The following is a 26,637-nucleotide window of genomic DNA, read 5'->3' on the forward strand; positions in this document are numbered from 1 at the left end:
CCTTTTATTGTGCGAGCTGAAACAGCTGTACTATACTGTTTCCCTGCTGCCAGTAAAGCAGCAGCGCGCCGGCAAGACTGATGCCGGCTGCAAGGGCAGCCTTCCAGAACCCGCGCGCCTCTTCGTGCTTCCAGCCTTCCTTCCGCAGCTTTCGATAAAGAATGGATAACGAAGCCGTGAAAGCGAGAAAGATCAGTACATATAGAAGCTGCAGTTCCAGCTTCTCGTACAGATGCTCTATATGAGACATCAGATATATTGTCCCCTGATCATTCTCCCCGGCGGAAATCTCGCCGTCAATCACCAGTCCCTCGGCGGTCAGTGTATGTTCATCCACCCGGTCCAGCTCCGTATGATACGGATGCAGGCCGGCACCGAACACAAGAAGCCAGAGGACGGCGAAAATACTCAGCGACATGCTGAACAACAGGTAAAAGCGCTGTTTTCTATTCATACTGTGCTCCCCACCTTTCACGGTTATTTCCTGGGAAATAATTGCTTCTTACCAGAGTACGAATGCCGCTTTCTTTACGTTTCAAGCTGTTTCTTTTTTTTCAGCAGTTTCTGGAACTCTTCCTCGAGCTCCGGGGAAGGCTCGGTGCTCAGCCGGCTTACTACATCGCTCAGCCTGGTCTCAAGGAGCAGCCTCTCATCCTCTGGTGCATCGGCCTCTTCCACCACAGACAGGCTTCCGTTTCGTATGTCCAATACGACATCTGCCGTACGCTCCACAAAGCGCCGGTCGTGGGAAACGAGAAAAATCAGTCCGGGATATTCCTGAATCAATCCCTCCAGCGCTTCTACCGCCTCTAAATCCAGAAACGTAGTGGGTTCATCGAGAAGAAGGGCATTGCAGCCGCTGACAAACAGTGCTGCAAAAGATACTTTCCGCTTCTCACCGCCGCTCAGTTCTGCGGCCGGCACGTACACCCGCTCCCCGCGGAAGCCGAGCCGGGCGAGCACGGTACGCACTGTTTCTTCCGGCTGTATGCTCTCTGCCATGACATACTCGAGCATTGTACCGCCGGTTTCCAATGCCCGTACATCCTGAACGGACCTGCCGAAGCGGAGCCAGGCCGGGACGTCTATATCGATTCCTTCATACAGCCGCTGCAGAAACGTCGTTTTGCCGCTCCCATTAGGGCCTGTTACTGCCACATGCTCCCCGTAGGAAAACGACATCGCCTCACTCGTCCAGAGCGTTCGGCCTCCGGCTTCGGCCGTACTTTTTTCAAGGCGGACGGCCGGACCGCTCCTCCGCTTTTCCGACCCGGGGAGCGTCATCTGCAGCGGACGCTCCTCAAACGGCTTTTCCACCGTATCCAATTTCTCCAGCCGCTGCTTCATTGCTCTTCCGGACTGCTGCATTTTTTTCTGTTTCTTGGCAAAGTAAGGCTTCGCTCCCGTAATTTTCGCTTCGGACCGGCTGACATTTTTCGTGCTCGTTACCGCCTCCGCCCGCTGTTCTTTCATACGGACCGCCCGCTCCAGCTTTGCCTTTTCCTGCTGCTGGGTTTCGTAACTTCGTCTGTGGGCGAGATTCTTTTTTTCCTTCTCCTGTTTGTACGTGCTGTACGTTCCGGCCATAGCGTGGATCTCTCCGTCTTCCACACTCCATATCTTCGTACAGACGGCATCCAGAAAAGCGCGGTCGTGGGAAATGACGAGAACAGCTCCGTTGAAGCTGCGGAGCTGTTCCTCCAGCCACTCCAGCCCGTCGGTATCCAGATACGTGGTCGGCTCATCGAGAAGCAGCAGGCCGCCCTCCCGGCGGAAAGCTTTCCGGAGCAGACGTTTCGTCGTTTCCCCGCCGCTTTCCGGTTTGGATTCATCATGCAGCTGGGGGACATAGACCGGGTCCGTATAAAGCGTCACCCCTTCCTGTTCTGATGCGATCTTTTCCATAAGTGTCGTTTTGCCGCACCCGTTCGGCCCGATCAGACCGATCCGGTCTCCGGCATGGATCGTTTCGTGGCGGCACGTGATGAGTGTCCGGCCGGGAATACCGGCAGCCACTTCATGTAGTAAGGCGTACATATGACTTCCTCCTTAAAGGAGGCTGCTGCAGGAAAAAACACAAAAAAGCATGAGGAGCCACTCCCCATGCGCGTACGCTGTTTCTGGAGTGATCCGGACGTGAAGCGTTCTTTCCGTACCTTTACCTGCAGCCAGCCCCTCGTTCTCTTTTCGGGCATGACAAAGAAACATTCGTTTCCTTTTTCTGTGCAAGTAATGGGGCAGTACGGAAGTTACTTCATGTCGGCCGGAGTCACCCTTTCGTGTTTTGATACCGTTATCATAATGAAATTCACCCGGAGTTGTCAAGTTCTTCCTGATTTCATGCTACAATCAGTGTCGGAGTGATGATAATGACAATACATCAACCTTTTTCTATAAAGCAGATCATTTTTGTTTTCGCTGCGCTGCTCGTTCCGCTCGGTGCAGCGGTGTCCGGTTCGTTTCCCCTCTGGGCAGCGGTTCTGCCGGGAGCTGTCGTTCTTTTTATCATGCTTCAGAAAAAAGGCGCCTCCCCGCAGGACGTGCTTCGCTCGATACGACGCGGCGTTCTGCGGAACCGGCCGATCGCATGGCTGCTCGTATTTATCGGTCTGCTGCTTCCATCCTGGGCGTCCGCCGGCATCGTCAGTGATTTAAATGACCTGTTTCTCGCATCCGTTCCGGTTTCCTTTTTCCTGACAGCTTCTTTTTTGATCGCAGGTGCGATGTCGCTTACGGTCGGCAGTGCGATCGGCTCGCTAAGTATCGTCGGCATTCCGCTTATGAGTGCCGGCATGTCCCTTGGCCACGCGGAAGTTCTACTGGCCGGCGCCCTCGTATCCGGCGCCTTTATCGGCGACCGTACGTCCCCGCTGTCCAGTTCGTTTCAACTGCTTGCGTTCGCTGTGGAACTTTCGCCGCGGAACCATTTCCGGTCCATCCTGCCGACCCTTTTGGTCAGCACGGCTGTCAGTGCTGCCGTATTCGCCCTCCTCGACAGCGTGTACGCTGTATCAGGAGAGACAACCGGGTCGCTTCCGCCGGCAGGAAGTCTCCTCGTATCGCTGATTCCGCCGCTGCTTCTGTTCATACTGATTACAGCGGGGCGGTCCATGTACACATGCTTTACCAGTGCGATCGCAGCTGGAGTGCTGTTATACTTTCTGCGCGGCGGAGATGCCGCCGGGCTGCTGGAGGCCGCTTTCTTCGGGCTGAATACGATTAATGGACTGGCGGGGATGCTGCCGTTTGTGCTGTTTATCCTCGCTGTCGGCGCCTTCTGCCAGATGATCGAAGACGCCGGCATGCTCACCCCTCATCTGGAACGATTATTTGAGCGGGTGCACAGCTTCCGGGCGGCGACTGTCGTTACCGTTCTCTGCGCGGCGGCCGTCTCCCTCGTCTCGCCGAATCAGTCCTTCCCTATTCTACTGACCGGACGGACGCTGCTTCCGCACTGGCGGACGCACTATTCCAGTGAAGGACTTGCGCGCATTCTTGCCGACTCCACCGTCGTGTTTGCCGGCATGGTTCCATGGAGTCTGCTTGCCATTCTCTGCGGCACGATCGTCGGTGTGCCGCCGATTCAGTACGTGCCGGCAGCCGTCTTTCTCTGGATCAGCCCGGCCGTCACCATCCTGTGGAGCTTCCGGAGAAAGGCAGGGAGCAGTATTTCCACGGACAGTGTATCCTGAACGAATCTGTGCATTTATCCCGCTGCAGTAAAAAAAGCCCGGCAGAACCTGCCTGATTTTAAAAGAGTGAAATCTATTGAATGGTTTACCGCTTTCTGCCTGCATCTGCAGCCGTACGCGTTCTGGAGGGAACGAAGACTGCAGGACGAGAGCAGGAGACGGCTTGGAGCAGAGTGGCCGCCTTAAGTTTCGGCGGCCGGTGGTCCGATGGCCTGGAAAGTTGGTCCGATTTGGTACGGCACGTGTTCCGATTTGGGCGGAAGATGGTCCGATACAATGCGCTTGGTCCGAAGAAGGCCGCTCCTGGTCCGCCAGGGGGGCTGCGGTGTTCCGATAACGAGCCAGGCTGGTCCGCGGGCGGCTGTTTCTGGTCCGGTGTTTTTCAAATGACAGCAAACTGCCGCTCCGAAGCGTTCGCCAGGGACGGCGGTGGAATTTGTTCTCCGCTAGAAGAAGCATGGCTCCGCTCGGCCGCGCCGCATGGCAGAAGAGCGCTGCCCTGCGGCGCAGACCATAGGCCGGCTCCACCCATGCGGCTCAATAGAAAGGGACAATGAATAGAACAACGGCTTGAAATGCTGCCGTCCTTGGCATAACTGCTTGAAAGAGGCTTTGAATTTTATACATTCTTACCCTACAAAAAAACTGCAGCGCGTACACAAATGTGCACCGCTGCAGCCTCTACCTTATTTTCCTCTACTTACGAAAGCTGATTCAAAGCGTCTTCGATCGAATGCTCTCCGCTGACGAGGTCAAACCCTTTCCGGTACGTGTTTTCGTTGCTGATGGCTGCTGCCAGAACAGAGGCAACGTCTTCACGCGGAATGTTTGCACGGTCCAGATTTTCGCCGGCGCTGACTTTTCCGGTTCCCGGCTCGTTTTCCAGCCCGCCCGGACGGACGATCGTGTAGTTTAAAGAGCTGTTCATCAGCATACGGTCGGCGTAGTGCTTCGCCGCAAAGTAGTGGCGGATCTTCTCGCTCCAGTTTTTCCGGTTATGCGCCTGAATGGCACTGACCATGAGGAAGCGGTCGACGCCTGCTTTCTCTGCAGCCTCCACCGATTTGCCGGCTCCATCGAGATCGATAAGCAGCGTTTTATCCGGTCCGGTGCTTCCGCCGGATCCTGCAGCAAATACCGCCGCATCGCAGCCTTTCATCGCTTCTGCAATCTCGTCCACGCTTCCTTCGAGGTCGGCAAGGACTGCTTCTACGCCTTTGTCTTCAAACGCTTTTTTCTGCTCCTCTTTCCGGACCATCGCCCGGACGTCATGTTCTCCGCCATCGTGCAGCTTAGTCACAAGCTGGCTTCCGATCTGTCCATTTGCTCCAATAACGAGTACTTTCAAAACAAACACCCTTTCTATGTCTTTTTCCGGTACCACTTAAGGGCTCCGGCTTCCAGCTCTTTCACTACATCTTCTTTCCCTTCGATGTAGGCCTTCATATTAAAAGGGTATTCCCATGCGAGGGACTGCTTTAAACCTCCATACCGCCGCCGGGCTTCCGGATGGCAGCGCAGGTAGTCCCGGAACGCAAGGTGACGCTCCAGGTGGGGGCTGTTTTCTTCGAACAAATGAAGGTGGACAAGACGTCTTCCGTCAGGAGCCTCCCTGGTGAAAAAACGACGTCCGGTCATATGGTGCTCTCCGTAGGCGGTGTAGCCGAGCTCCTCAAGCTTCTCTTCCATCTGATCGGCATCTTCCAGCCGCTTCAACGCGCCCATGATATCGATCGTCGGTTTCGCAGGCAGGCCCGTTACCGACGTGCTTCCGATATGATGCAGGCTGATCAGCTTTCCCTGAAACACGTTTTCCAGGCGTTGTTTTTCCTCCTCGAACCGATGCGGCCATTCCGCCTGGTACGGAGTGACCTCCACGCGGCGCGGTGTCACCCTCTGCACATCCGCTCGGTCAGCTCCCGGTAGAATTCCATGACGTCGCTGTCTTTTAAAAACTGAAGCTCGTGTGTTTTGGATTTTGTCGCGATTTCAATATTGTTGGAAAACGAGAACATACCTGTTTTTTCAATGGCACATTCCTCGATTTTGCTGTACGGGATACTCACGACGACAGAGCGTGACTTGGACATGAGCGAACGGTCGACAAACAGGATGCGGTGGCTCGTGAACGCCACGAAATCAACCATGAGGCCATACGTGCCTTTCAACTCCTCTCCTTCAAACAAAAATTCCTCTGCATGTTCACGGTGCTTTGCTTTGTTATCGCCACTTTTAAATAAACCCATTGTCTACCGCCTCCTAAAAAGTATGTATGGTGATTGTACGCCCAGCAGAAAAATCTGTAAATCCCTCTACGGACCGTCTGCACCTGTGCTACGCTTAACAGAAGAACCTGTACTGGAGGAATGACCATGACTCTTTTCCCTGTCCAGCTCCAGCTGGAGGGCCGCCGAGTGATTATTATCGGAGGCGGCGCTGTTGCGCTCCGACGCTTCCATCTCGTCAAGAACTGCGGCGCGGACGTGACGATCGTGAGCCCGTCCTTTCTTCCGGAACTGGAAGAAGCTGCATCAGACTGCACGCTGATCCACCGACGGCTGCAGGCAGAAGATGTGGAAAACGCGTTTCTACTCATCCTGGCGGCACCGGACGAGGAAGCGGCGGTGATTGCCTACGGCTCCAGCGCGCTCGTAAACGATGCCGTCGATGCCTCCAGAGGGGATCTTCACATTCCGCAGCAGCTGACACATGGCCGGCTGCAGATTACGATCAGCACCGGCGGCGCCGGTCCGGCCTACACGAAAAAACTGAAGGAGCAGATCGAGCAGCTGCTGCCCTCCGGCATTGAAGCGCATATCGATTACCTGTACGAGCTGCGGCAGCACATGAAACAGTCACCGCTTCCCGAGGACCTCCGCCGGGAGATCCTCCGGGAAGCCGCGCTTCTTCCGGAAACCGAAGGGGCACGCGCTTCGTTTACTGTTTACGTCAACCGGATGTTAACCGATGCCGGCGGAGATAAGCTGTGACCCCCCATCACACGAAAGCGGGCGCCCCATAACCGGAGCACCCGCTTTCTTTTATTCCTATTTTATTCGTGAAAATTTCTGCCGTCGGTCGTCGCCTGAATGTAGCCGGCGCGGATGACGAAGTCACCGAAATGCTCTCCGACCTCCCGTTCTTTCGCATAGTGGCGGATCATCGGCGTGAGCTCTGCGAGAATTTCCTCTTCGCCGATGTTTTCGCGGTACATTTTGTTCAAGCGGTCTCCGTTGAAGCTCGCACCGAGATACAGATTGTATTTGCCCGGGGCTTTCCCGATGAAAGCAATCTCTCCCAGTCCCGGACGGGCGCAGCCGTTCGGACAGCCGGTCATGCGGATGAGAATTTCCTGCTCCCGGATTCCTGCTTCATCCAGAATTCCTTCCAGCTTGTCCACAAGCGTCGGCAGGTACCGCTCGGATTCCGCCATGGCCAGGCCGCACGTCGGAAACGCGACGCACGCCATCGCATTCTGGCGGAGGGCGGAATTATGGCGCCCGTCTGTCAGGCCATACTGCGCCACCATCTCATCGATCCGGTCCTTCTCTTCTTCCGGCACATTGGCGATAATCAGGTTCTGGTTCGGCGTCAGCCGGAAATCGCCCTGATGCACTTTGGCAATTTCTCTAAGGCCGGTCATCATCGGATAGTCCTCTGTATCCGTAACGCGGCCGTTTTCGATAAACAAGGTCAGGTGCCATCTGCCGTCATTTTCGATCCAGCCATAGCGGTCGCCGTTATGGTCAAAGCGGAATTCCCGCGCCGGCTTCAGCTCCCACCCGAGACGGCTGTTCAATTCATCCCGGATGAAATCGACGCCGAGACGGTCGACGGTGTATTTAAACCGCGCATTTTTCCGGTTTGACCGGTTGCCGTAATCGCGCTGGATCGTCAAAATTTTCTCCGCAACGTCTTCGACATGCTTTGCCGGCGTGAAGCCGATCACACGGGCCACCTGCGGATATGTTTCTGTATCGCCGTGCGTCATGCCCATGCCTCCGCCGACAGTTACGTTGAAGCCCTGCAGCCGGCCGCCTTTTACAATCGCGATAAAACCGAGATCCTGAGAGAAGATATCCACGTCATTGGATGGCGGCACCGCGACACCGATTTTAAACTTCCGCGGCAGATACACCGGTCCGTATATCGGCTCTTCAACCGCTTCCCGGCTGTCGAGCACCTTTTCTTCATCCAGCCAGATCTCATGATAGGCACGCGTTTTCGGAAGCAGGTGGTCACTGAGACGCACTGCTGTCTGATGCACTTTCTGATGGACACTGGATTCGTATGGATTGGCGTTGCACATGACATTCCGATTCACGTCGCCGCAGGCCGCGATCGTATCCATCAGGGATTCGTTCATCGCCTGCATCGTCGCTTTCATGTCCCACTTTAAAATGCCGTGAAGCTGAAATGTCTGCCGCGTCGTCAGCTTCATCGTATCGTTGCCGTACTTCCGCGACAGCCGGTCCATCGTCAGCCACTGGTCCGGTGTCGCCACGCCGCCTGCAAGACGGACGCGGATCATGAATTGATAGGCCGGCTCGAGCTTCTGCTGCTGGCGTTCCAGCCGTATATCCCGGTCATCCTGCATATAGCTTCCGTGGAACTTTAACAGCTTCGTCTGATCCTCCGGGATACCGGCAGTGAGGCGTTCCTGGAAGACTTCCTCCAGGCGCCCCCGTAAAAACCGGCTTTCTTCTTTAATTGCTTCTGTCCCGTCTGGTTCTCCGGGCAGGTATTTTGGGTGATCCATCAGCCTTCCTCCTAACCGTTCAGTTTAATACACATCCCGCTGGTAGCGCTTATCGTCCCGGAGCTGCTTCAAGTAGGCTTCCGCTTCTTCCCGGCCGAATCCTCCCTGCTCCTGCGCCACCGTAACGAGCGCTTCGTGTACATCTTTTGCCATGTGCTGCTTGTCGCCGCAGATATAGACATACGCACCTTCCTCAAGCCAGCGGTACACTTCCTCCGCCTGCTCCAGAATCCGGTGCTGCACGTACACTTTCTCCTGGCCATCCCGTGAAAACGCCACGTCCATCTTCGTCAGAACCCCGTCCTTAACCCATGACTGGAACTCTGTTTGATACAGGAAGTCGGTGACGAAATGCTGATCGCCGAAAAACATCCACGACTTGCCGGAAGCATCCCGTTCCTCCCGCTCTTCGAGAAACGAGCGGTACGGCGCGACGCCGGTTCCGGCGCCGATCATAATAATCGGCGTATCTTCCTTTTCAGGCAGCTTAAAATTCGGGTTCGGCTGAATAAAGACCGGCAGTTTCGCTCCGGACTCCGATCGTTCGGCGCACTGCACCGAGCAGACACCTTTTCTCTCTCTGCCGTGCGCTTCGTAGCGGACGGCTCCGACCGTCAGATGCACTTCATCCGGATTCGCTGCAGAGCTGCTTGCGATGGAATAAAGCCGCGGCGGAATTTTCCGGAGAACACCGGTCACTTCCGCTGCATCTGCTGTAAACGGACCGAATTCCTCTACAATATCAACGAGATCGCGTCCTTCAATAAATGCCTTTACTTTTTCCTTATCCGCTGTCACTGCCGCGAGCCCGTCTTTTTCCAGAAGCGGAGCAAGTTTTTCGAGAAGCGGTTTGGAAAGCTTCGTGATTTCAAATACCGTCGTCAGTGCTTCTTTCAGCGGCAGCGTTTTCCCTTCTTTATCAACGACAACGTGTTCCTCCGGATTCCAGCCGGTCAGCTGAAGAAGCTCATCTACGAGAACGGGATCGTTCTGTGGAATAATACCGAGACTGTCCCCCGGCTTGTAATCGAGACCGGACCCTTCCAGATCCAGTTCCAGATGCCGCGTTTCTTTATTCGAGCCGCGTCCGTTCAGATTAATATTTTCGAGAATTTCCGCATGAAATGGGTTTTTCTTCGAATACACCGGTTTTTCCTTCGGCGCTTCTGCCGGCGTACTATCCGGTGAAGCGGCCTCCGGTGCACCGCTCTGCTGCTGGATTGCTTTTTCCACCCCGGCGAGCCATTCTGCTGCGGCATCTTCATAATCAACGTCGCAGTCCACGCGCGGGTGGAGTCTTTCTGCGCCGAGTTCTTCGAGCTTTTGATCAAAATCTTTTCCTGTCTGGCAGAAAAATTCGTAGGAGCTGTCGCCGAGCGCAAGGACGGAAAAACGCGTATCTGTCAGCTTCGGTGCCCGTTTGCTGTGGATAAAATCGTACAGCTTCAGTGCGTTATCCGGCGGATCCCCTTCGCCGTGGGTGCTCGCGATGACGAGAAGATCTTCGACGTCCTTCAGCTGCTTCGGCTTGAAGTCCTCCATCGATACGAGCTTCACATCATGCTGTGCCTTCAGCTTTTCTGCAGCCTGCTCTCCGAAGCTCTGGCCGTTTCCGGTCTGGGACGCGACGAGAATCGTCAACGTCCGCTTCACTGCCTCCACCGGGGGAGCCGGCTCCTGCGCCGGGGTCTCCGGCGCTTCCTGGACCGCTGTCCCTCCGCCGGGCTGGTTCGCCGCCAGGAATCCATTCAGCCACACTTTCTGATGATTATTTAATGTTGGAAGCACCTCATTCAAAAGCTCCGTCTGCTTCTCGGTAAACGGGCTGTTTGTTGTTTCAAGCTGCACTCTTGCCACCTCTTTCTTTTCTTATCATTGATACTAAATCCACCAGGCTTTGCTTTCTTCCACCTGTATATCCGGCTCCCGCGTCGAAAACAGCGCTTCCTCCGCACGTTCTGCCAGTGCGGCTGCTACGGAAGGATGTGTTCCGAGGTACCCGCACAGGTAGACTTCCTCTCCCTGGCTCCGGAGCTCTTCGGCCTTCTTTTCCAGCGACTGAATCAATAGACCGGTAAACCAGAGGTAGGGCACGAGAAAAATGGGCCGTTCTGTTTTCTGGAGTGCCTTGTAAAGGCCTTCTTCAAACTTCGGCTCGCACGCAGCCAGATAGCATACTTCCACCCGGCGGATACCGGTTTTCTTCTTCAGCTGCCGGCCGATCAGTTTCGTTGCGGCCTTCGTTTCCGGCGCTTTACTGCCCCGTCCGATCAGTACGATCTGTGCATCGCTGTTCACTTCTTTACCGGTCTCATGAATTCTTCCGGCAGCAACATTCGTCAGTCGTTCCTGAACGCCGAGCGGGCGGCCGTACCGGATACGCACGTGCGGGTGTTTTTCCGAAAGCGGCTCAAGCTCTTCCGGAATATCCTGAAAGTAGTGGCCGGCGCTGAATAACAGCATCGGCACGACGGCAATATCATCCGCTCCCTGCGCCACAAGTTTCTCAAAACCAGCAGCGATATCCGGCTCCGCAAGCTCCAGATAGCAGAGTTCCTGCAGCGGGGCATCCACCAGCCCGCGCACATCTGCGATCAGCGCTTCGACTTCTTTTTTCGTTTCATCCACGCGGCTTCCGTGACTGATGTAGAGAACACCTTTCATTTCATTTCCCTCCTCAGCTGACGACAGCGGCAGCTTTTTCTTCGATCCATGCAAGCTCAGAGCGGAGGCGGACCACTTCGCCGATGACGATCATCGCCGGCTGCTCAGCACCTGATGCCCGCTCTGCGATCGTTTCAAGCGTTCCGGTGACGGTGGACTGTGCGCCGGTCGTTCCCCAGGAGATGAGCGCTGCCGGCGTATCTGCAGCTTTTCCCTGCTCCCGGAGCTTCTCGCAGACAGCAGCCAGTTTACTTACGCCCATGTAAATGCAGAGCGTATCAATGCAGCTGCTGACGTGCTTCCAGTAGTCATCGTCGTCCATTTTACTGACCGCTGCAATGAAGGCGACAGAGGAGCTGTGGTCCCGGTGGGTAACCGGAATGCCGGCATATGCAGGAGCTGCCGTGCCGGATGTGACACCCGGACAGATATCAAACGGGATCCCCCGCGCCCGGAGTGCCTGCGCTTCTTCCCCGCCACGCCCAAACACAAATGGATCGCCGCCTTTTAAACGGGTGACACTGAGGCCGGCTTCGGCGTGCAGGCAGAGCTGCTCATTAATTTCCTCCTGTTTCATCGAGTGGTGGTATGGCTTCTTCCCGCAGTAAATCAGTTCTGCACCGGGCTTTGCTTCGTGAAGCAGTTCTTCACTGACAAGACGGTCATACAAAATGACGTCTGCCCGCTGAATGGCTTTTAATCCTTTTACTGTAATCAGCTCCGGGTCTCCCGGGCCGGCTCCTACAATCGCTACTGGCTTCATCAGGCAGCGCCCCCTTCGTTTTGAAAATAACCTTGTGTGCCACAGGCACGTCTGCTACTCGTTGTCTGCAGGCTTCGGTGCATGCAGTCCGCACTCGGTTTTCGATGAGCCCTGCCAGCGTCCGTCGCGGGAATCTCCATCGCCGACTGCCGTTGTACACGGGATGCAGCCGATGCTCGGATAGCCGCGGTCGTGCAGATCGTTGTAATCCAGCTCCCTTGTCTGGATGTACTCCCATACATCGTCCCATGTCCAATGGATAAGCGGGCAGACCTTGACGGACGAGAAACGGTCGTCTTTGTTGACGAAGTTCGTGTTTTTTCTCGACTCCGACTGATCCCGGCGGAGGCCTGAAATCCATGCCGGTGCGCCTGAAAGTGCCTCTTCCAGCGGTTTCACCTTACGGATGTAGCAGCACATATCCGGCTTTCGTTTCCAGAGAGCCGGCCCGTGCTCTGCGGCCTGCTCCTCCACGGTAAGCTCCGGCTGCTTCATTTCGATCTGCAGCGCCGGGTAGCGTTTTTTTACACTGGCGATCAGATCGTACGTTTCCTGGAAATGAAGCCCTGTATCCAGAAATACGATATGGGCGTCCGGACGGATACCGGCGATCATGTCGATCAGAACGATCCCTTCCGCACCGAAGCTGCACGCATAGACGAGGTCATCGCCGTACGTATCAAACGCCCAGCGGAGAATGGTGTCCGCACCTTTTAATGGATCCTCCGGGTGAAATTCGGCGAACGGGTTGGAAAACGTCTCGTATGTGACAGCTGCTCCCATGATCATGTCCTCCTTCTTCGATGCCGCAGTTATTTTTCTGCTGCAGCCTGTATATAGCCGTTTCCGGCAAGATAGTCGATAATCTGCCCTGCACTTTCTTCAATGGATGCGGTCGTTGTATTCACTGTGAGTTCCGGCTTTTCCGGTGCTTCGTACGGAGCATCAATCCCCGTGAACCCTTTGATTTCGCCGGCACGCGCTTTTTGATACAGCCCTTTCGGATCGCGGTTTTCGCACTCTTCGAGACTGCACTCCACGTACACTTCCAGAAACTCTCCATCGGGCAGAAGCTCCCGAACCTGATCTCTGTCTTCTTTGTACGGCGAGATAAATGCGCTCAGTGTCAGCACCCCGGCGTCCACCATCAAGCGGCTTACTTCACCGATGCGGCGGATGTTTTCCGTGCGGTCCTCCGGGGAGAAACCGAGGTTTTTATTGAGACCGTGGCGGATGTTGTCCCCATCGAGGCGGTACGTCCGGAGACCTTTGTGGTGAAGCTGCTTTTCCACTTCCACCGACAACGTCGATTTCCCGGACCCGGACAGTCCTGTAAACCAGAGAACGGCGCTTTTGTGACCGTTCAGCTTCTGGCGTTCCTCTTTCGTTACTTCAGAATCGTGCCATGTAATGTTCGTTGACTCTGTCATGCTGCTCCTCCTTTACGTTTCGAGCCACAGCCAGGAAACCATGCTGACTGTAACGATAAAATACATCATATTCAGCGGAAGACCGACCTTGACGTAATCGGCAAAACGGTAGCCTCCGGGCCGGTAAATAATAAAGTTTGTCTGGTAGCCGATCGGCGTTGAAAAGCTGGCGGATGCGGCGATGGCGACGGCAACGAAAAAGCCCATTGGATCCTGACCGAGCTGGACCGCTGCGGCATACGCGATCGGAAACATCATCACGGCAGCTGCGTTGTTTGTAATCAGCTCCGTAAAAAGTGCCGTCATGAGATACACGGCTGCAAGTGCACCGATAATCCCGAAAATACTCGAGCTGCTGATGAGGCCCCCTGCAAGCAGTGATGCGGCTCCCGACTGCTCCATCGCTGCGCCGATACCGATCGCACAGGCAATGAGCAGAAGGACGTCAAACTGGATAAAACGCGGCGCGCTCTTCCAGCCGATAAGACCGGTGACGAGAAGCACAAGCACCGCTCCTGCCGCTGCCTGAAGCATGGAAACAATCTGAAAGGCAGCAAGCAGAATCATTCCGGCCAGAACAAGAATGACGGCGATCGAACGGTACGAATACCAGTGCATCTCCATATCTTTCGGTACGGTCTCTTTCGGCAGCGTCTTTTTCCAGACGCCGTGGTCCGGCATCAGCCGGTAGCCAATCGTAGACATGTATAACACACCGAGGATCGTTGCCGGCAGCCCGACTGCCGCAAGCTGAAACATCGAAAATCCTGTCATGCCGCGGTCGAGCATAAATCCGTGCACAATGAGGTTCGTGGACGTGCCGATCAGCGTCAAGGTGCCGCCGAAAATGGCAGCGTAGGAAAGCGGCATAAGAAACTTGGAGGGCGAGATGTTCCGCTCCTCGCACCAGCGCCGGATGATCGGTGTGAATATCACGACGATCGGTGTATTGTTCATAAATGCAGACATTCCCGCCACCGGAAACATCATGCGGAGAATCGAACGCTTCGGTCCTTTTCCACTGCCGAGCCCTCGGAGGACGAACTGATGAAGAAGCGGGCTTTTCTGCACGGCGCCTGCGACGATAAATAAGAGAGCGACCGTCCACATGCCTTCGTTCGTAAAACCGCGGGCAGCTTGTGCCGGTGTAATGATTCCGGAGAGAAGCAGAACCAGAAGGGCTGCTGCGACGATGTAATCCGGTCTCGCCACCTCTTTCATGAGACAGAACAGCATGACGAGAAGGAGAGCGAGTACAAAACCAATTTCAGCCGTCATGACGCTCTGCCTCCCCTGTCAGTTACCGGACCGGCTCCTGGAGCCCCCGGATCAGTACTTCTGCCACTTCCGGACGGGAGAACTGCTTCGGCGGCTTTTCTCCATTGCGGAGCATTTCCCGTACTTTCGTGCCGCTTAAGTGCACATGATACTGCTTGTCATGCGGGCATGTTTTCGCAGACGCCATGTTTTCACATTCGGTGCAGAAAAATGCGTGTTCAAATTTGAAAATTTGAATGCCGAGCTCTGCTTCGAACTGATCGATATACTCCTGGGCTTCGTATGTGCCGTAGTAATCGCCGACACCGGCGTGGTCACGTCCGACAATGAAGTGGGTGCAGCCGTAGTTTTTGCGGACAAGCGCGTGGAGAACGGCCTCCCTCGGTCCCGCATAGCGCATCGCTGCCGGGTAGATGACGAGCCTTGTCCGGTCTTTCGGATAATAGTTTTCCAGAATGACTTCGTAGCTTTCCATCCGTACGTCCGCCGACACATCATCTGATTTCGTTTCACCGACGAGCGGATTTAACAGCAGTCCGTCCACCGCTTCCAGCGCACACTTTTGAATGTATTCGTGGGCCCGGTGCACCGGATTTCTCGTCTGGAAGCCGACGATCGTTTTCCAGCCGAGGGAATTAAACATGTTCCGCGTTTCCGCCGGATCCATATAATAATCTTCAAACCGGCTGTGGTCCGGACGGTTGAGCAGCGTAATCTCCCCGCCGGCATACCAGCTGGAGCGCTCGTACAGCTTCGCTACACCGGCATGCTCAGCTTCTGTCGTTCCGTACACTTCCGCTGCTTCCTTTTCCTGATCGACTTCGTAGACTTCCTCTACATCAATCGTGCCGAAGATCGTGCCGTCTTCTGCAGCAAGTGCCGCTTTCGTTCCCGGTGTGACCGCTTCCCGCTCTTCCTCTGTAAGGCTCAGCGTGATCGGGATACTCCATATCGTCCCGTCGGCGAGACGCGCTTTTTCCACGACGCTGATATAATCCTTCTCCTTTAGAAACCCGGTCAGCGGACTGAATCCACCGATGCCGATTAATTCCAGATCCGACAGCGCCCAGGCTGACAGCTGAATCGATGGCAGTCCGACTGCCTCCTTGAGGGCATTCTCTCTCGCTTCTCCTGTTAATTCCCGGTTGATCAATGTGCCTCCATGGGCGTGATTCGTCATGTGGAACCCTCCATTTTTTGATTAAATTGCCTTAACTTATAATTCAACCCTATTTACTCAGGATTAACACCAAAAAAATAAGATGCGGCTTCGAATATTCTGACTAGTTGGTTCAATGTAGTTAAGCATAGTATATTTCCGCCTTTCCCGCAACCTTTTCCAGACATCTTTTTACGTGATGACGCTTACAAATAAGCGGTGTAAGGAAGATTACTTTTAACAGTCTTCATAACGGGTATACCTCCCAGTGTACGCATTATATACAGGAGGCAGATACAATGAGTCAATCCATGAAATTTCACGTAACCGCACAGACAGAAGGCATGAAGGCAGATATTCAATCAAAAGACCACAAGCTGGTGATCGATGAGCCGCAGAACATGGGTGGTACAGACGAAGGGGCAGATCCCCTTTCCACTCTTCTCGGCGCACTTGCCGGCTGTGAGAATGTCGTCGCCAACATGGCAGCAAAGGAAATGGAATTTGACCTGCAGAAAATTGAATTCGAAGTAGACGGCGAACTCGATCCGCGCGGCCTGATGGGTACGGCTGATGTACGTCCCTACTTTAATACCGTAAGTGTCCGCGCGGTCGTCCACACATCGGAAAGCGATGAGCGGATTCAGGAATTGAAGGAAAAAACCGACGCCCGCTGCCCGGTATTTACGTCACTGAAAGTAGCCGGCGTAGATATGAACGCAGAATGGACGAAAGCGTAGCTTCCGGCTGAAGCCGTGAACCCCCCCGGCGTTTAACGGCCGGTGCCATAAAGTAAGCTCCCTGTTATCATCAGCAGGGAGCTTTTTCGTGTTCCAGCGGAAATCAGTCAGCCATACATGGACTCTCTTTGTGAAACTGGAATGATTCTGTCTCCTGGAATTTGTGCGTTTTTAAACAAGCGGAAAGGGTATATACAAAGTAAGTACAAATATTATACAAAAACGATACAAGAGGTGACAGATATGGCTTATATTATTCCCGATCCGCTCCACCCCGCGGTCGTCCACATACCAATCGCTCTCTGGATCATGGGCTCTCTCTTTTTGATTCTCTCGCTCTGGCGTCCGGCTTTTTTCGATAAAGCCGCTCTCTGGATGACGAGTATCGGTACAGCAGGCGGTGTATTTTCCTACTTCACCGGCGCGGATGCTGTCGGTGTGGCGCTTCAGATCTACGGCGATTCCGTCGGCCGATTTCTCGGCCTGCACCAGTCGTTTGCACTGTATACGCTGCTGACGTATATAGCGATTCTCGTACTTCAGGTCGTTATGCTGTTCAAACCTAACAAAGTACTGCGCTACGTCCTTGTCGGACTTGCTGTCGCAGGAGCTGTCCTCGTCTTTTTAACCGGTCATTACGCCGGACGGCTCATGTACGACAACTTCTAAACCAAATGGTACTTTCTGCAGGCAGAACTGCCTTTTGTCTATAATAGCTGCGTCTGGTCCAGGAAAGAGACCGGCCGCAGCTTTTTTGGTGCGGTCCTGCTCCGGCAGATGGCGGGCGGGGTCGACCCGCGGTGATTGACGGGTTTCGTGGCGGTCTCCGCTCTTCGTATGGCGGTGTTCCCGCTTATCGCTGCGGTCTCCGCTTCTGGTGTGGCGGTGTTCCGGCACCGCGTGGCGATCTGCTTCCCGCGTGGCGGTGTTCTCTGCCCGCATGGCGGTCTTTCCCTCCGGCGTGGCGGTCCTGGCAGCAGCTGTGGCGATGTTCCCGCAGCGCCCGCGCTGCAGACAGCAAAAAGCTTTCGATGCTCCACAACGGAACACCGAAAGCTTTTTCTGCTTTTCACCGATCAGCCGCGGTACGCTTTCAGCTCCCGGCTCAGTTCGCTCGTGACGCCGTACACTTTCTGGTACAGCGGGAACAGCGATTCATACACCGAGGCATCAGCGGACGGCTGGATTTCTTCTGCTTCCTTGACGAAAACAGCAGCTGCTTCTTCTGCGGTGGCAAACCAGCCGGCGCCGAGTGCGGCGAGCATCGCTGCACCGAGGCCCGGCCCCTGCTCGACTTCCAGACGGACGACCGGCGCCCGGTAAATATCCGCCTGCAGCTGCAGCCAGAGCCTGCTTTTCGCTCCGCCGCCGGTGGCGATGACACGGTCGATGGTTTTTCCAGCGCGTCGGAAGGACGCGACACTTTCGTTCAGGGAGAACGTAATTCCTTCCAATACCGCGCGGGCCATGTCCCCGATCGTATGGGAGGCATGCAGTCCGATAAACGAAGCCCGGATATCGGCATCCGGATGCGGCGTACGCTCTCCCGAAATATACGGCGTAAACAACAGTCCGCGTGCTCCGGCCGGAGACTGGGCGGCCAGTTCGATCAATTCGTCGAAGCTTTTTTCCGGTGCACACGTCTCCCGGAACCAGGTCAGGCTGTGCCCGGCAGCAAGCGTTACCCCCATTGTATAGTAGGCTCCGGGCGCACCGTGGTTGAAGTAGTGTATCGGCGGCTCGACCTGTGTCGCAGCATCCTTTTCATAAGCGAGTACCACGCCGGATGTGCCTGTGCTGCTGAGAACCGTTCCTTCCTGAAGCACACCGGTTCCGAGCGCGCCGCATGCATTATCTGCTCCGCCGGCAGATACCGGTACGGCCGAAAGGCCGGTTTCCGATTGGATGTCTTCTGTTAACACTCCCACCTGCTCGTGGGAGGCTGTAAGCGGTGGACAGAGTGTAAACGGAATACCGGTTTTTTCGCAGATCGTCCGGCTCCATTCCTGTTCCGCCACATCCAGCAGCAGCGTGCCGGCAGCGTCGGAATATTCCATACCGAGCTCTCCGGTCAGCTTCAGGCGCACATAGTCTTTCGGCAGAACGAAGGCGTCCGCCTGAGAGAAAACGTCCGGTTCATGCTCCTTGACCCACAGCAGCTTCGGCAGCGTAAACCCTTCGAGCGCCGGGTTTTTCGTGATTTCGTGCAGCTCCTTCTTCCCTACTTTGGATTCGATTTCCCGGCACTGGGCTGTCGTCCGGGTATCGTTCCAGAGGATCGCACGCCGGAGCGGCTTCTGCTCTTCATCGAGAAGCACCAGTCCGTGCATCTGCCCGGAGAAACTGAGCCCATCCACGGCGTCGTTATCCTGAAGCGTTTCTTTCACTTCGTGCAGTGCTTCGGTCACCGCGCGGACCCAGTCGTCGGGATCCTGTTCGCTCCATCCCGGCTGGTCGTGGTAAAGCGGATACTCCCGCGATGCCTCCGCCGTCGTTTTCCCTTCCTGATTCACGAGCAGCACCTTCACTGCACTCGTGCCGAGATCCACTCCAATTACATAGCGCATGTTACATGCCTCCTGACTGATTTCCGTTTATTCAACCTGATGAAAAGAAGACGCAGAAAATAGTCATCTGCGCCTTCAGTTTCTTCCTTATTACAGCTCGTTGACGCGGAGCAGGTACTGGTTGATGCGTGCTTTGATCCGCTCGAGTTCCCCCGAAGCATGATCGATGCTGTCCATCGAGAGCGCGTGCTTTTCCAGCTCGGCAAAGGAAGTTGTGCCTTCCTTGATTTTTGCGCCGATGCCGCTGTCGAACGTTTTGTACCGCTCTGCCACAATATCTTCGAAGAAGTTGTCTTCAATCATTTTGTTTGCGACTTTCAGACCGATTGCGAAGCTGTCCATGCCGGCAATGTGGGCGTGGAAGAGATCTTCCGGCTTAAACGAGCCGCGGCGGATCTTCGCGTCGAAGTTCAGTCCTCCGCGTCCCAGACCGTCGTTTTTCAGAATCTCATACATCGCAAGGGTTGTGGAATAAAGGTCCGTCGGGAATTCATCCGTATCCCATCCGAGAAGCGTATCACCCTGGTTTGCGTCGACCGAACCGAGCATTCCGCTCGTACGCGCTGTGCGCAGCTCATGCTCGAACGTGTGGCCGGCAAGCGTTGCGTGGTTTGCTTCAATATTGAATTTGAAGTGGTCCTGCAGACCGTACTGATACAGGAACGACGTGGACGTTGCTACGTCGAAGTCATACTGATGCGTCGTCGGCTCCTTCGGCTTCGGCTCGATCAGGAACTGCGGGTCAAAGTTGATTTCCTTCGCGTAGTCAATCGCCATGTGATAAAACTTCGCCAGGTTATCAAATTCGAGCTTCATGTCGGTGTTCAGAAGCGTTTCGTATCCTTCACGGCCGCCCCAGAAAACATAGTTCTCTGCGCCGAGCTCTTTACCGACTTCGAGTCCTTTTTTCACTTTCGCTGCTGCATGCGCATACACATCTGCGTTGGAGGACGTCGCAGCTCCGGAAACGAAGCGCGGGTGCGTGAACATGTTCGCTGTGTTCCAGAGAAGCTTCGTGTTAGACGTTTTCATGTATTCCTTGATCATGCTGACGATCGTATCAAGATTCTGGTTCGTTTCGCGGAGACTGCTTCCCTCCGGCGCAATATCAATATCGTGGAAGCAGAAAAACGGCGCCTGGACTTTCTCAATAAATTCAAACGCTGCTTCTACTCGCGCTTTCGCAAGATCCATGCCGCTCAGGTGATCCCATGGGCGCTCTGCGGTGCCGGCACCGAACGGATCGGCTGCATCCTGCGTCAGTGTATGCCAGTACGCGACGGAAAAGCGGAGCTGCTCTTCCATTGTCTTCCCGCCGACTTTTTCTTCCGGGTTGTAATATTTAAATGCATATGAATTCGTCGATGCTGCACCTTCATAGGCGATTTGTGGTACCTGCTTGAAATATGCGGATTGTGTTTTTGTCATCATGGATCCCTCCGTTAAGTAGTGTCGAGCTCGATAGGTTGATTGTAACAGCGCTTACTTAGTTTGTCCATTGAATTAACTAAAAAGATTATGCTAAAATTTTTATATTGCGTGAGCGCTTACAAAAACGGCGTTCTGACGCGGATCTGCTCTTCTTTTCTATTTATCCGCGAGTGTTTCTTCTATTCCTATGGTAGTCAGAAAGACGGTGACGCGCTATGATAGACAAAGCAGATATCATTAAACTATGTAAGGAGCTGCACGCATGGCCAACTACCAGCAGGAAGTGAAACGAACGAATAAATCCATTATTTTAAAAACGATCCGGGAGCAGGAGCCGATTTCCCGCGCAACGCTCGCCCAGATTCTTCATTTAACGAAAGCGACGGTTTCCTCTCTCGTGGAGGAACTCATTCAGGAGCAGTACTGCTGCCAGACCGGTCCCGGCCGTTCGAGCGGCGGCAGACGCCCGCTCATGCTGCAGTTCAATGAGCAGGCTGGCTACACGATCAGCTGCGATATCGGTGTGAACTATATCTTAACGGTCATGACCGACCTCGGCGGCGGCATTCTTCATGAGGAGATGAAGCCGTTCGATACGAACGATTTCACCCGGACCGTCATGGAAATCCGCAGCATGATCGATACATGCATGAAGCAGATGAAAGAAAGTCCATTCGGCCTGACCGGGCTTGCTTTTGGGGTGCCGGGGCTTGTGAGCCGGGAAGGCGAGATTCTGACGACGCCGAACCTCGACTGGACGCAGTCGAATATTAAAGCCATTTTCGAAGACCAGTTCCAGGTGCCCGTTCTTGTGGAAAACGAAGCCAACGCCGGAGCTTACGGCGAAAAAATCTTCGGCGCTGCGCAGTATAAGGAGGAATTCCTCTATATCAGTGCCGGCATCGGCATCGGCGCCGGTGCGGTCATTAATGGTTCCCTGCTCCGCGGCACGTCGGGCTTTTTCGGGGAAGTCGGACACACGACGATCATCGACAATGGTCTGCCGTGCCGCTGCGGCAGCCATGGCTGCTGGGAAATGTACGCGTCGGAAATGGCGCTCCGCGCAGGGGCCCAGATGGATAAAGATACGGATATGGATACCCTTCTTTCACGCGCTGCGGAATCGAATGACGTGGAAAAAGCGCTGCATGACGTCGGCTACTACCTCGGCGTCGGCCTCGTGAACCTGATTCACACATTCAATCCGCAGAAAATTATTATCGGCAGCCGCCTGGCCAGAGTGCGTCAGTACCTGGAAGAACCGATGCAGCAGGTCGTAAACGAACGGACGATGCCGCAGCTTGCAGAAGGCTGCGAGATTACGTTCAGCATGAACGACCAGTATGCAACGGTGCTCGGTCTGACTGCTTTTACCATTGAGTCCTTTCTCGACAAACAGTTCGAATCCGCCCTGTCGACGAGCGGATAACGATGAGACGGTTCAACACGCTGCGGAATCAGATTCTCGGCGCTTTCGCCTTCGTCATGCTGCTCGTCCTTGCGATCGTCGGCACCCTCACGTACAGCCTGGTGACCGACATTTTAAAAGAGAATGCGAGAACACAGATGCAGCAGACGGCTGATCAGGCACTCGGCCGCGTCGATTCGCAGTTTGAAACGATCAACCTGATCACAAGCCAGATCGCGACTGACCCGGCGGTGCAGCAGCTTCTCATTCAGGAGCAGTCCATGCGGTCCTCGTCGTTTGCCGAACGGCAGGCAATGAATGAGATCATCAACAGCTACCAGGCGTATACGACCGGGCTGACATCCTTTGAACTGTACTTTACGGACGAGCGGCGGCTGTTTCCCCTTAATGAACTGCCCCTCTCCTCCCGCCTGGATCCGTTCTGGCCGGCACTCGCACGCGGAGAAAACGGACGGCTCGTCTGGGCAGGAAGAGACCCGCTCGATGAGCAGTCGTTCATCGTTATTAAACAGATCAACCTGATCGAAAACAGCTTCCAGCCCGGCGGGTATTTGATTACGAAAGTGGCCGAAACGTACTTTTCACTGGAGAGACCCGACACCGGAACACCGGAAGAGGAAACCGCCGTTCTTTTGGACTCTCTAGGCAATGTGATTGCCGGCGAGCTGCCGGAAGGGGCAGACGAGTCGCTTCTTGAAACCGAGCAGGAAACCGTCGCGGTAAACGGATCGGAATACGTGCGCGCTCCTGCCTCCTCCGATATGACAGGCTGGACGCTCGTCATTTATTCTCCGGTGAGCGGACTGCTTCAGGGCATCTCCGGAATCAGTGCCGCCATCGCTGCCGCCGGCGTAGTCGGCCTCGTCATTTTCCTCATTGTGTCGTGGATTGTCTCGACGTATTTATCGAAGCCGATCCAGCAGCTGACGCACGCGATGCGGTTTGGTACACTCGGCGCGCTGCGAAAAAGCCAGAGCACGACATCGGCCAGGGAGATTACGGAATTGAACGAGACATACAATGAAATGGTGGAGACGACGAATCATCTGATCACTGCGGTCTATGAGAAGGAGCTGGTGAAAACGAAGGCGGAGTTAAAGGCGCTGCAGGCGCAGATCAATCCGCACTTTTTATTCAATACGCTCGAAGCCGTCCACTGGACGCTTGATGAACGGGATGAGGAAATGGCAGATATGATCATTTCACTGTCCCAGCTGTTCCGCTACACGATCAGTGATACGGAGGCAGACGACATGGTGACAGTGTGTGAAGAGCTCGAGCAGGTTGAGCGCTACCTTCATATTATGCAGCTCCGTTTTGATGAACGGCTGCACTGGGAGATGACGGTGGAGGACGGCTTAAGTGACTGCCTGCTGCCGAAGCTGATGATTCAACCGCTTGCGGAAAATGCGCTCCTGCACGGGATTGGCGAACAGCGCGGCGGCGGGACAGTGCGGATCCGTGCGTTTGCCTCCGAGTCGCCGGACTGGTTTCACATTGAAGTGGCGGATGAAGGCCGCGGCATGACACCGGATGTTCTGGCGAAGCTGCGGCGCTCTCTTCACACGAGCCGCTCGCCGAACCAGACGAAAGGAACCGGCCTGGCAATGCGGAATTTGTATCAGCGTCTGGAGCTTGCCTATCCGGAAGCCGGTGCCGACATGACGATCGACAGTGAATCAGGTATTGGGACAATTGTCCGGCTGACGCTGCCGCTGGAGAGGAGGGATACCGATGAAAACGCCGAAAATACTGATCGTGGATGATGAGCCCCGCTCCCGTGAAGGGCTGAAGCGGCGGCTTGAAGCCTGGGACAGCCGGCTTCTGGAAGTATATACAGCCGTCGATGCCAAGGAAGCGCTGGAGACAGCTTCATCCATCAGTCTGGATGTGCTGATTACCGATATCCGCATGCCGGAAATGACCGGCCTGGAGCTGATCGAAAAAATACGCACGTTTCAGGAGGTCCCTGCCTGTATCGTTATTTCGGCTTATTCGGAATTTGACTACGCACAGAAAGCGATCCATATGGGAGTGGTGAATTATCTTCTGAAGCCGGTCCGGAAACAGGAATTTCTCGATACGGTGGAAGAAGCGCTGTCGCGCCGGGAGCAGCAGCAGAAGCTGTCCCAGGTGGAGCGGGCGATGGAAGACCCGGCCCTCTCCCCTCAGTCCGACCTCCCTCCTCCGCTGGAAGAGGCGCTGTCGATCATTGAAGAGCGGCTGAGTGAAAAATTCAGCCTCCGGGAAATTGCCGGAGACGTTCATTTGAATCCGAGCTATTTGAGTGTTCTCTTTAAAGAACAAATGGGAATGACGTTCAGTGAATACATTACACGCCGGCGGCTGCAGCAGGCAAAGCGGCTGCTATTGACCACGGATTTTCCCGTCGGCGATATTGCCGAAAAAACCGGCTACCAGACGGCAAAGTATTTTATCCGTATCTTCCGCGAGTATGAAGGTACGACGCCGAGTAAATACCGGAAAGCTGCACGTGGAGACGAGTAGCCGGGCATTATACAGGGCGGGCATAGTATGTTTACAGGCAGAGGAAAAGGAGGCTGCGGCGGTACAGAATGCGTACCGGCCGCGGCCTTTTTTCGGCGGAAAAGCAGGATGCGTCGTGCAAATCTATTCATCTACCGGCATCCGTGACTCTACTTCGTATCCGGCGGTGCTCCGGACTGTCTTACGTCCATCTGCATGGCGGTCTCCGCTCGGCGTGTGGCGTCCTGACGGTATATCATTGCGATCTTCAGAGCCGGTGTGGCGGTGTTCATTGCTTTTGTGGCGGTCTGCTTCCGGTGTGGCGGTCTTCCCCGCTCCCATGGCGGTCTGAAACACCGGCGTGGCGGTCTAAGCTGCTGCTGTTGCGATCTTTTCAGTATCCCGCAGCCGGACCCTGCCTGCCAGACCAGCCATCAAAAATTCGCTGATTCCCCCTGAACTCTGCCAGTATTTATATATATACTTCTATTAAAAGGCAGGAAGTGCAGAAACGAGGAAACGGCGGATCAGCTCTGACTGCGGTCACTATTACATAAGAACATACACAGCAGCAGGTGCCGGATCCACTCGAGCTGCCGGAATCGGCGTCCGCACAGATGCTCCAAAACCAATTGCTTCTCTGCTTACTGTCCGGCTAAGGTTTCGGATGCAGCCGGCCTCTTTTCTTAGTTCAATCACCAAAACAAAGTGGTATTTCCACTAATCACCGTTACCTTATGAAGCGCTTTCAATGTTGCTATACTAAGCGTACAACATATTCAAGGGGGAAATCATTTATGAAAAAGAAGATGTACCTGTCCATGTTTTCTGCAGCAGCTGTTCTGTCTCTCGCCGCGTGCGGCAGCGGAGACAATGAAGAAGCTTCCGGCGCAGCCGGCGGCAATGACGACAGCGGAAACAACGCTGCAGAAGGAAATGAAGCAGAAGGCAATAATGAAGGCGCTTCCGAAGATCAGGAAGAAGTAACGCTTGATTTCATGCACCTGTGGCCGCAGGGAAGTTCTCCGGACCACTACCGCATTGTCGAAGACATCATCAGCGAATTTGAAGAAGAGTACTCCCACGTAACAGTGGAAATGGAAGTTCTGGAAAATGAGCAGTACAAAAATAAACTGCAGGTCGTCTCTTCCTCCAACCAGCTTCCGGACGTCGGTATGACATGGCCTGCCGGATTCCTGGAGCCATATGCAGAGGGCGAAATGTTCGCACCGCTTGACGACATTCTGGATGAAGACGGCATGCGCGACGATTTCGTTGCCGGTACCGTTGAAGCGTACTCGGTAGATGATCAGGCGTACGCTCTCCCGCTCGAGCTGAACATCGCTCCTGTGTTCTACAACCAGGCGATCTTTGAAGAAAACGGCGTGGAAGTACCAGAAACATATGAAGATCTTCTCAGCGTCATCGATACACTTGCAAGCAACGGTGTGACACCGATCGCACTCGGTAACCGCGACCGCTGGACAGGCTCTATGTGGTACATGTACCTTGCAGACCGCATCGGCGGCTCGGATGCCCTGAACTCGGCAATCGACCGCAGCGGAAGCTTTGAAGATGAGCGTCTCGTTGATGCAGCAGCACGTATTCAGGAAATGGTGGATCACGACGCATTCATCCCAGGCTTCAACGGCCTTTCCGACCAGGAAGCAAAAGCAGAATTTATGAACAGCTCGGCTGCAATGTACCTGATCGGTTCCTGGGATCTGCCGAACTACACGACGAACGAAGAAGTAGATCAGGAATTCCGCGACAACATTGATTTCTTCAAGTTCCCTGAAGTAGACGGCGGCGAAGGTGAAATCAACAACTGGGTCGGCGGACCGGGTGTCGGACTGTTCGTAGCTGAAGATTCCGATGTTAAAGAAGAAGCGAAAGCATTCGTCAAGCACTTCACAGAAGAGTGGGGCAAGCGCTCTGTAGAAGATGCCGGTGTTATCCCTGGTACGCAGGTGAACACAGACGAAGTGGATCTTCCGGATCTCTTCATCGATGTTCTCGATGAGCTGAACAACGCGTCGGACATCACACTTTTCGCAGACGTACAGATGAGCTCCAGCGTAGCTGAAGAGCACCTCAACATGATCCAGTCTCTCTTCGGCGGTGAAGTAACGCCGGAAGAGTTTACAGAAGCACACGAAGAAGCCCTTCAGGCTGAAGATTAATCACAGAACGGAAAACAGGCATGCAGCAGGGCGGCTTCACCGCCTTTCTGCAGGG

Annotated in this window: 25 protein-coding genes; 8 read left to right on the top strand and 17 right to left on the bottom strand. The window is 54.7% G+C overall.

What is annotated here, in order from left to right; all coding sequences use genetic code 11:
• Window positions 1-4 precede the first annotated feature (4 nt).
• Both C6I21_RS06830 and abc-f read right to left on the bottom strand, forming a co-directional pair.
• Complete coding sequence (locus C6I21_RS06830; protein WP_105958698.1) at window positions 5-454, bottom strand: hypothetical protein; 450 nt, start codon at window positions 452-454, stop codon at window positions 5-7.
• A gap of 74 nt (window positions 455-528) precedes the next feature.
• Window positions 529-2,037 carry a ribosomal protection-like ABC-F family protein gene (gene abc-f, locus C6I21_RS06835; RefSeq protein WP_105958699.1) on the bottom strand — a complete coding sequence of 503 codons (1,509 nt, stop codon included), beginning with the start codon at window positions 2,035-2,037 and terminating at the stop codon, window positions 529-531.
• Window positions 2,038-2,369: 332 nt separating this feature from the next.
• Here abc-f and C6I21_RS06845 point away from each other — a divergent pair, with 332 nt between their 5' ends.
• Window positions 2,370-3,692: a Na+/H+ antiporter NhaC family protein gene (locus C6I21_RS06845; RefSeq protein ID WP_181186143.1), complete on the top strand. Its 1,323-nt coding sequence runs from the start codon at window positions 2,370-2,372 to the stop codon at window positions 3,690-3,692.
• A 700-nt stretch (window positions 3,693-4,392) separates the two neighbouring features.
• Here the strand turns inward: C6I21_RS06845 and C6I21_RS06850 are convergent.
• The 3 genes from C6I21_RS06850 to C6I21_RS06860 are packed head-to-tail and all read right to left on the bottom strand — an operon-like array spanning window position 4,393 to window position 5,938.
• Window positions 4,393-5,040 carry an SDR family oxidoreductase gene (locus C6I21_RS06850; RefSeq protein ID WP_105958792.1) on the bottom strand — a complete coding sequence of 216 codons (648 nt, stop codon included), beginning with the start codon at window positions 5,038-5,040 and terminating at the stop codon, window positions 4,393-4,395.
• 14 nt (window positions 5,041-5,054) lie between these two features.
• Complete coding sequence (locus tag C6I21_RS06855; RefSeq protein ID WP_181186144.1) at window positions 5,055-5,585, bottom strand: GrpB family protein; 531 nt, start codon at window positions 5,583-5,585, stop codon at window positions 5,055-5,057.
• Window positions 5,582-5,938 (bottom strand): PH domain-containing protein, encoded by a 357-nt coding sequence (locus C6I21_RS06860; protein ID WP_105958703.1) that lies wholly within the window; start codon window positions 5,936-5,938, stop codon window positions 5,582-5,584. Before C6I21_RS06860 ends, C6I21_RS06855 begins: the two co-directional genes overlap by 4 nt.
• Before the next feature lie 126 nt (window positions 5,939-6,064).
• On the opposite strand from C6I21_RS06860, the gene C6I21_RS06865 reads away from it, so the two are divergent.
• Window positions 6,065-6,682 (top strand): precorrin-2 dehydrogenase/sirohydrochlorin ferrochelatase family protein, encoded by a 618-nt coding sequence (locus C6I21_RS06865; protein ID WP_181186145.1) that lies wholly within the window; start codon window positions 6,065-6,067, stop codon window positions 6,680-6,682.
• Window positions 6,683-6,744: 62 nt separating this feature from the next.
• Here C6I21_RS06865 and cysI read toward each other — a convergent pair whose 3' ends face one another.
• From cysI to sat, 8 genes are read right to left on the bottom strand one after another with little or no spacing between them, the layout of a single operon-like run.
• Window positions 6,745-8,451: an assimilatory sulfite reductase (NADPH) hemoprotein subunit gene (gene cysI, locus C6I21_RS06870; RefSeq protein ID WP_105958705.1), complete on the bottom strand. Its 1,707-nt coding sequence runs from the start codon at window positions 8,449-8,451 to the stop codon at window positions 6,745-6,747.
• A gap of 24 nt (window positions 8,452-8,475) precedes the next feature.
• Entirely contained in the window at window positions 8,476-10,299 is a 1,824-nt protein-coding gene (locus tag C6I21_RS06875; RefSeq protein ID WP_105958706.1) for an assimilatory sulfite reductase (NADPH) flavoprotein subunit, read from the bottom strand.
• A gap of 33 nt (window positions 10,300-10,332) precedes the next feature.
• Window positions 10,333-11,115 carry a sirohydrochlorin chelatase gene (locus tag C6I21_RS06880; protein ID WP_105958707.1) on the bottom strand — a complete coding sequence of 261 codons (783 nt, stop codon included), beginning with the start codon at window positions 11,113-11,115 and terminating at the stop codon, window positions 10,333-10,335.
• A gap of 13 nt (window positions 11,116-11,128) precedes the next feature.
• Window positions 11,129-11,878 carry a uroporphyrinogen-III C-methyltransferase gene (gene cobA / locus C6I21_RS06885; protein ID WP_105958708.1) on the bottom strand — a complete coding sequence of 250 codons (750 nt, stop codon included), beginning with the start codon at window positions 11,876-11,878 and terminating at the stop codon, window positions 11,129-11,131.
• A gap of 54 nt (window positions 11,879-11,932) precedes the next feature.
• Window positions 11,933-12,661, bottom strand: a complete 729-nt coding sequence (locus tag C6I21_RS06890; protein ID WP_105958709.1) for a phosphoadenylyl-sulfate reductase — start codon at window positions 12,659-12,661, stop codon at window positions 11,933-11,935.
• Window positions 12,662-12,690: 29 nt separating this feature from the next.
• Window positions 12,691-13,308 (bottom strand): adenylyl-sulfate kinase, encoded by a 618-nt coding sequence (gene cysC, locus C6I21_RS06895; RefSeq protein ID WP_105958710.1) that lies wholly within the window; start codon window positions 13,306-13,308, stop codon window positions 12,691-12,693.
• Between the two features lie 12 nt (window positions 13,309-13,320).
• On the bottom strand, window positions 13,321-14,586 hold the full coding sequence (locus C6I21_RS06900; RefSeq protein ID WP_105958711.1) for an SLC13 family permease: 1,266 nt from the start codon (window positions 14,584-14,586) through the stop codon (window positions 13,321-13,323).
• Between the two features lie 22 nt (window positions 14,587-14,608).
• The gene (sat, locus tag C6I21_RS06905; protein ID WP_105958712.1) at window positions 14,609-15,766 is read right to left on the bottom strand and encodes a sulfate adenylyltransferase; all 1,158 of its coding nucleotides are present in this window, start codon (window positions 15,764-15,766) and stop codon (window positions 14,609-14,611) included.
• Window positions 15,767-16,044: 278 nt separating this feature from the next.
• Here sat and C6I21_RS06910 point away from each other — a divergent pair, with 278 nt between their 5' ends.
• Window positions 16,045-16,485, top strand: a complete 441-nt coding sequence (locus C6I21_RS06910; RefSeq protein ID WP_105958713.1) for an OsmC family protein — start codon at window positions 16,045-16,047, stop codon at window positions 16,483-16,485.
• A 243-nt stretch (window positions 16,486-16,728) separates the two neighbouring features.
• Window positions 16,729-17,154: a DUF2231 domain-containing protein gene (locus C6I21_RS06915; RefSeq protein ID WP_105958714.1), complete on the top strand. Its 426-nt coding sequence runs from the start codon at window positions 16,729-16,731 to the stop codon at window positions 17,152-17,154.
• Here C6I21_RS06915 and C6I21_RS06920 read toward each other — a convergent pair.
• The 3 genes from C6I21_RS06920 to xylA all read right to left on the bottom strand — a co-directional run bounded on the left by C6I21_RS06920 (window position 17,110) and on the right by xylA (window position 20,480).
• Window positions 17,110-17,427 (bottom strand): hypothetical protein, encoded by a 318-nt coding sequence (locus C6I21_RS06920; RefSeq protein WP_105958715.1) that lies wholly within the window; start codon window positions 17,425-17,427, stop codon window positions 17,110-17,112. The genes C6I21_RS06915 and C6I21_RS06920 overlap by 45 nt on opposite strands.
• A gap of 134 nt (window positions 17,428-17,561) precedes the next feature.
• The gene (xylB, locus tag C6I21_RS06925; RefSeq protein ID WP_105958716.1) at window positions 17,562-19,052 is read right to left on the bottom strand and encodes a xylulokinase; all 1,491 of its coding nucleotides are present in this window, start codon (window positions 19,050-19,052) and stop codon (window positions 17,562-17,564) included.
• A gap of 90 nt (window positions 19,053-19,142) precedes the next feature.
• Window positions 19,143-20,480: a xylose isomerase gene (gene xylA, locus C6I21_RS06930; protein WP_105958717.1), complete on the bottom strand. Its 1,338-nt coding sequence runs from the start codon at window positions 20,478-20,480 to the stop codon at window positions 19,143-19,145.
• Between the two features lie 265 nt (window positions 20,481-20,745).
• Between xylA and C6I21_RS06935 the strand changes: the two genes are divergently transcribed.
• From C6I21_RS06935 to C6I21_RS06945, 3 genes are read left to right on the top strand one after another with little or no spacing between them, the layout of a single operon-like run.
• Window positions 20,746-21,912, top strand: coding sequence for an ROK family transcriptional regulator (locus tag C6I21_RS06935; protein WP_105958718.1), 1,167 nt, complete (start codon window positions 20,746-20,748; stop codon window positions 21,910-21,912).
• Window positions 21,913-21,914: 2 nt separating this feature from the next.
• Window positions 21,915-23,678: a cache domain-containing sensor histidine kinase gene (locus tag C6I21_RS06940; protein WP_105958719.1), complete on the top strand. Its 1,764-nt coding sequence runs from the start codon at window positions 21,915-21,917 to the stop codon at window positions 23,676-23,678.
• Window positions 23,647-24,420 (top strand): response regulator transcription factor, encoded by a 774-nt coding sequence (locus tag C6I21_RS06945; RefSeq protein WP_105958720.1) that lies wholly within the window; start codon window positions 23,647-23,649, stop codon window positions 24,418-24,420. Before C6I21_RS06940 ends, C6I21_RS06945 begins: the two co-directional genes overlap by 32 nt.
• 123 nt (window positions 24,421-24,543) lie before the next feature.
• Here the strand turns inward: C6I21_RS06945 and C6I21_RS16165 are convergent, their stop codons facing one another.
• A complete protein-coding gene (locus C6I21_RS16165) occupies window positions 24,544-24,741 on the bottom strand; it encodes a hypothetical protein (protein ID WP_142393226.1) in 198 nt (65 codons plus the stop codon).
• Window positions 24,742-25,196: 455 nt separating this feature from the next.
• Here C6I21_RS16165 and C6I21_RS06950 point away from each other — a divergent pair, with 455 nt between their 5' ends.
• Window positions 25,197-26,582, top strand: coding sequence for an extracellular solute-binding protein (locus tag C6I21_RS06950; RefSeq protein WP_105958721.1), 1,386 nt, complete (start codon window positions 25,197-25,199; stop codon window positions 26,580-26,582).
• Window positions 26,583-26,637 lie beyond the last annotated feature (55 nt).

The sequence above is a fragment of the Alkalicoccus urumqiensis genome (assembly GCF_002993335.1).
In the GTDB taxonomy this organism is placed as follows: Bacteria; Bacillota; Bacilli; order Bacillales; family Salisediminibacteriaceae; genus Alkalicoccus; species Alkalicoccus urumqiensis.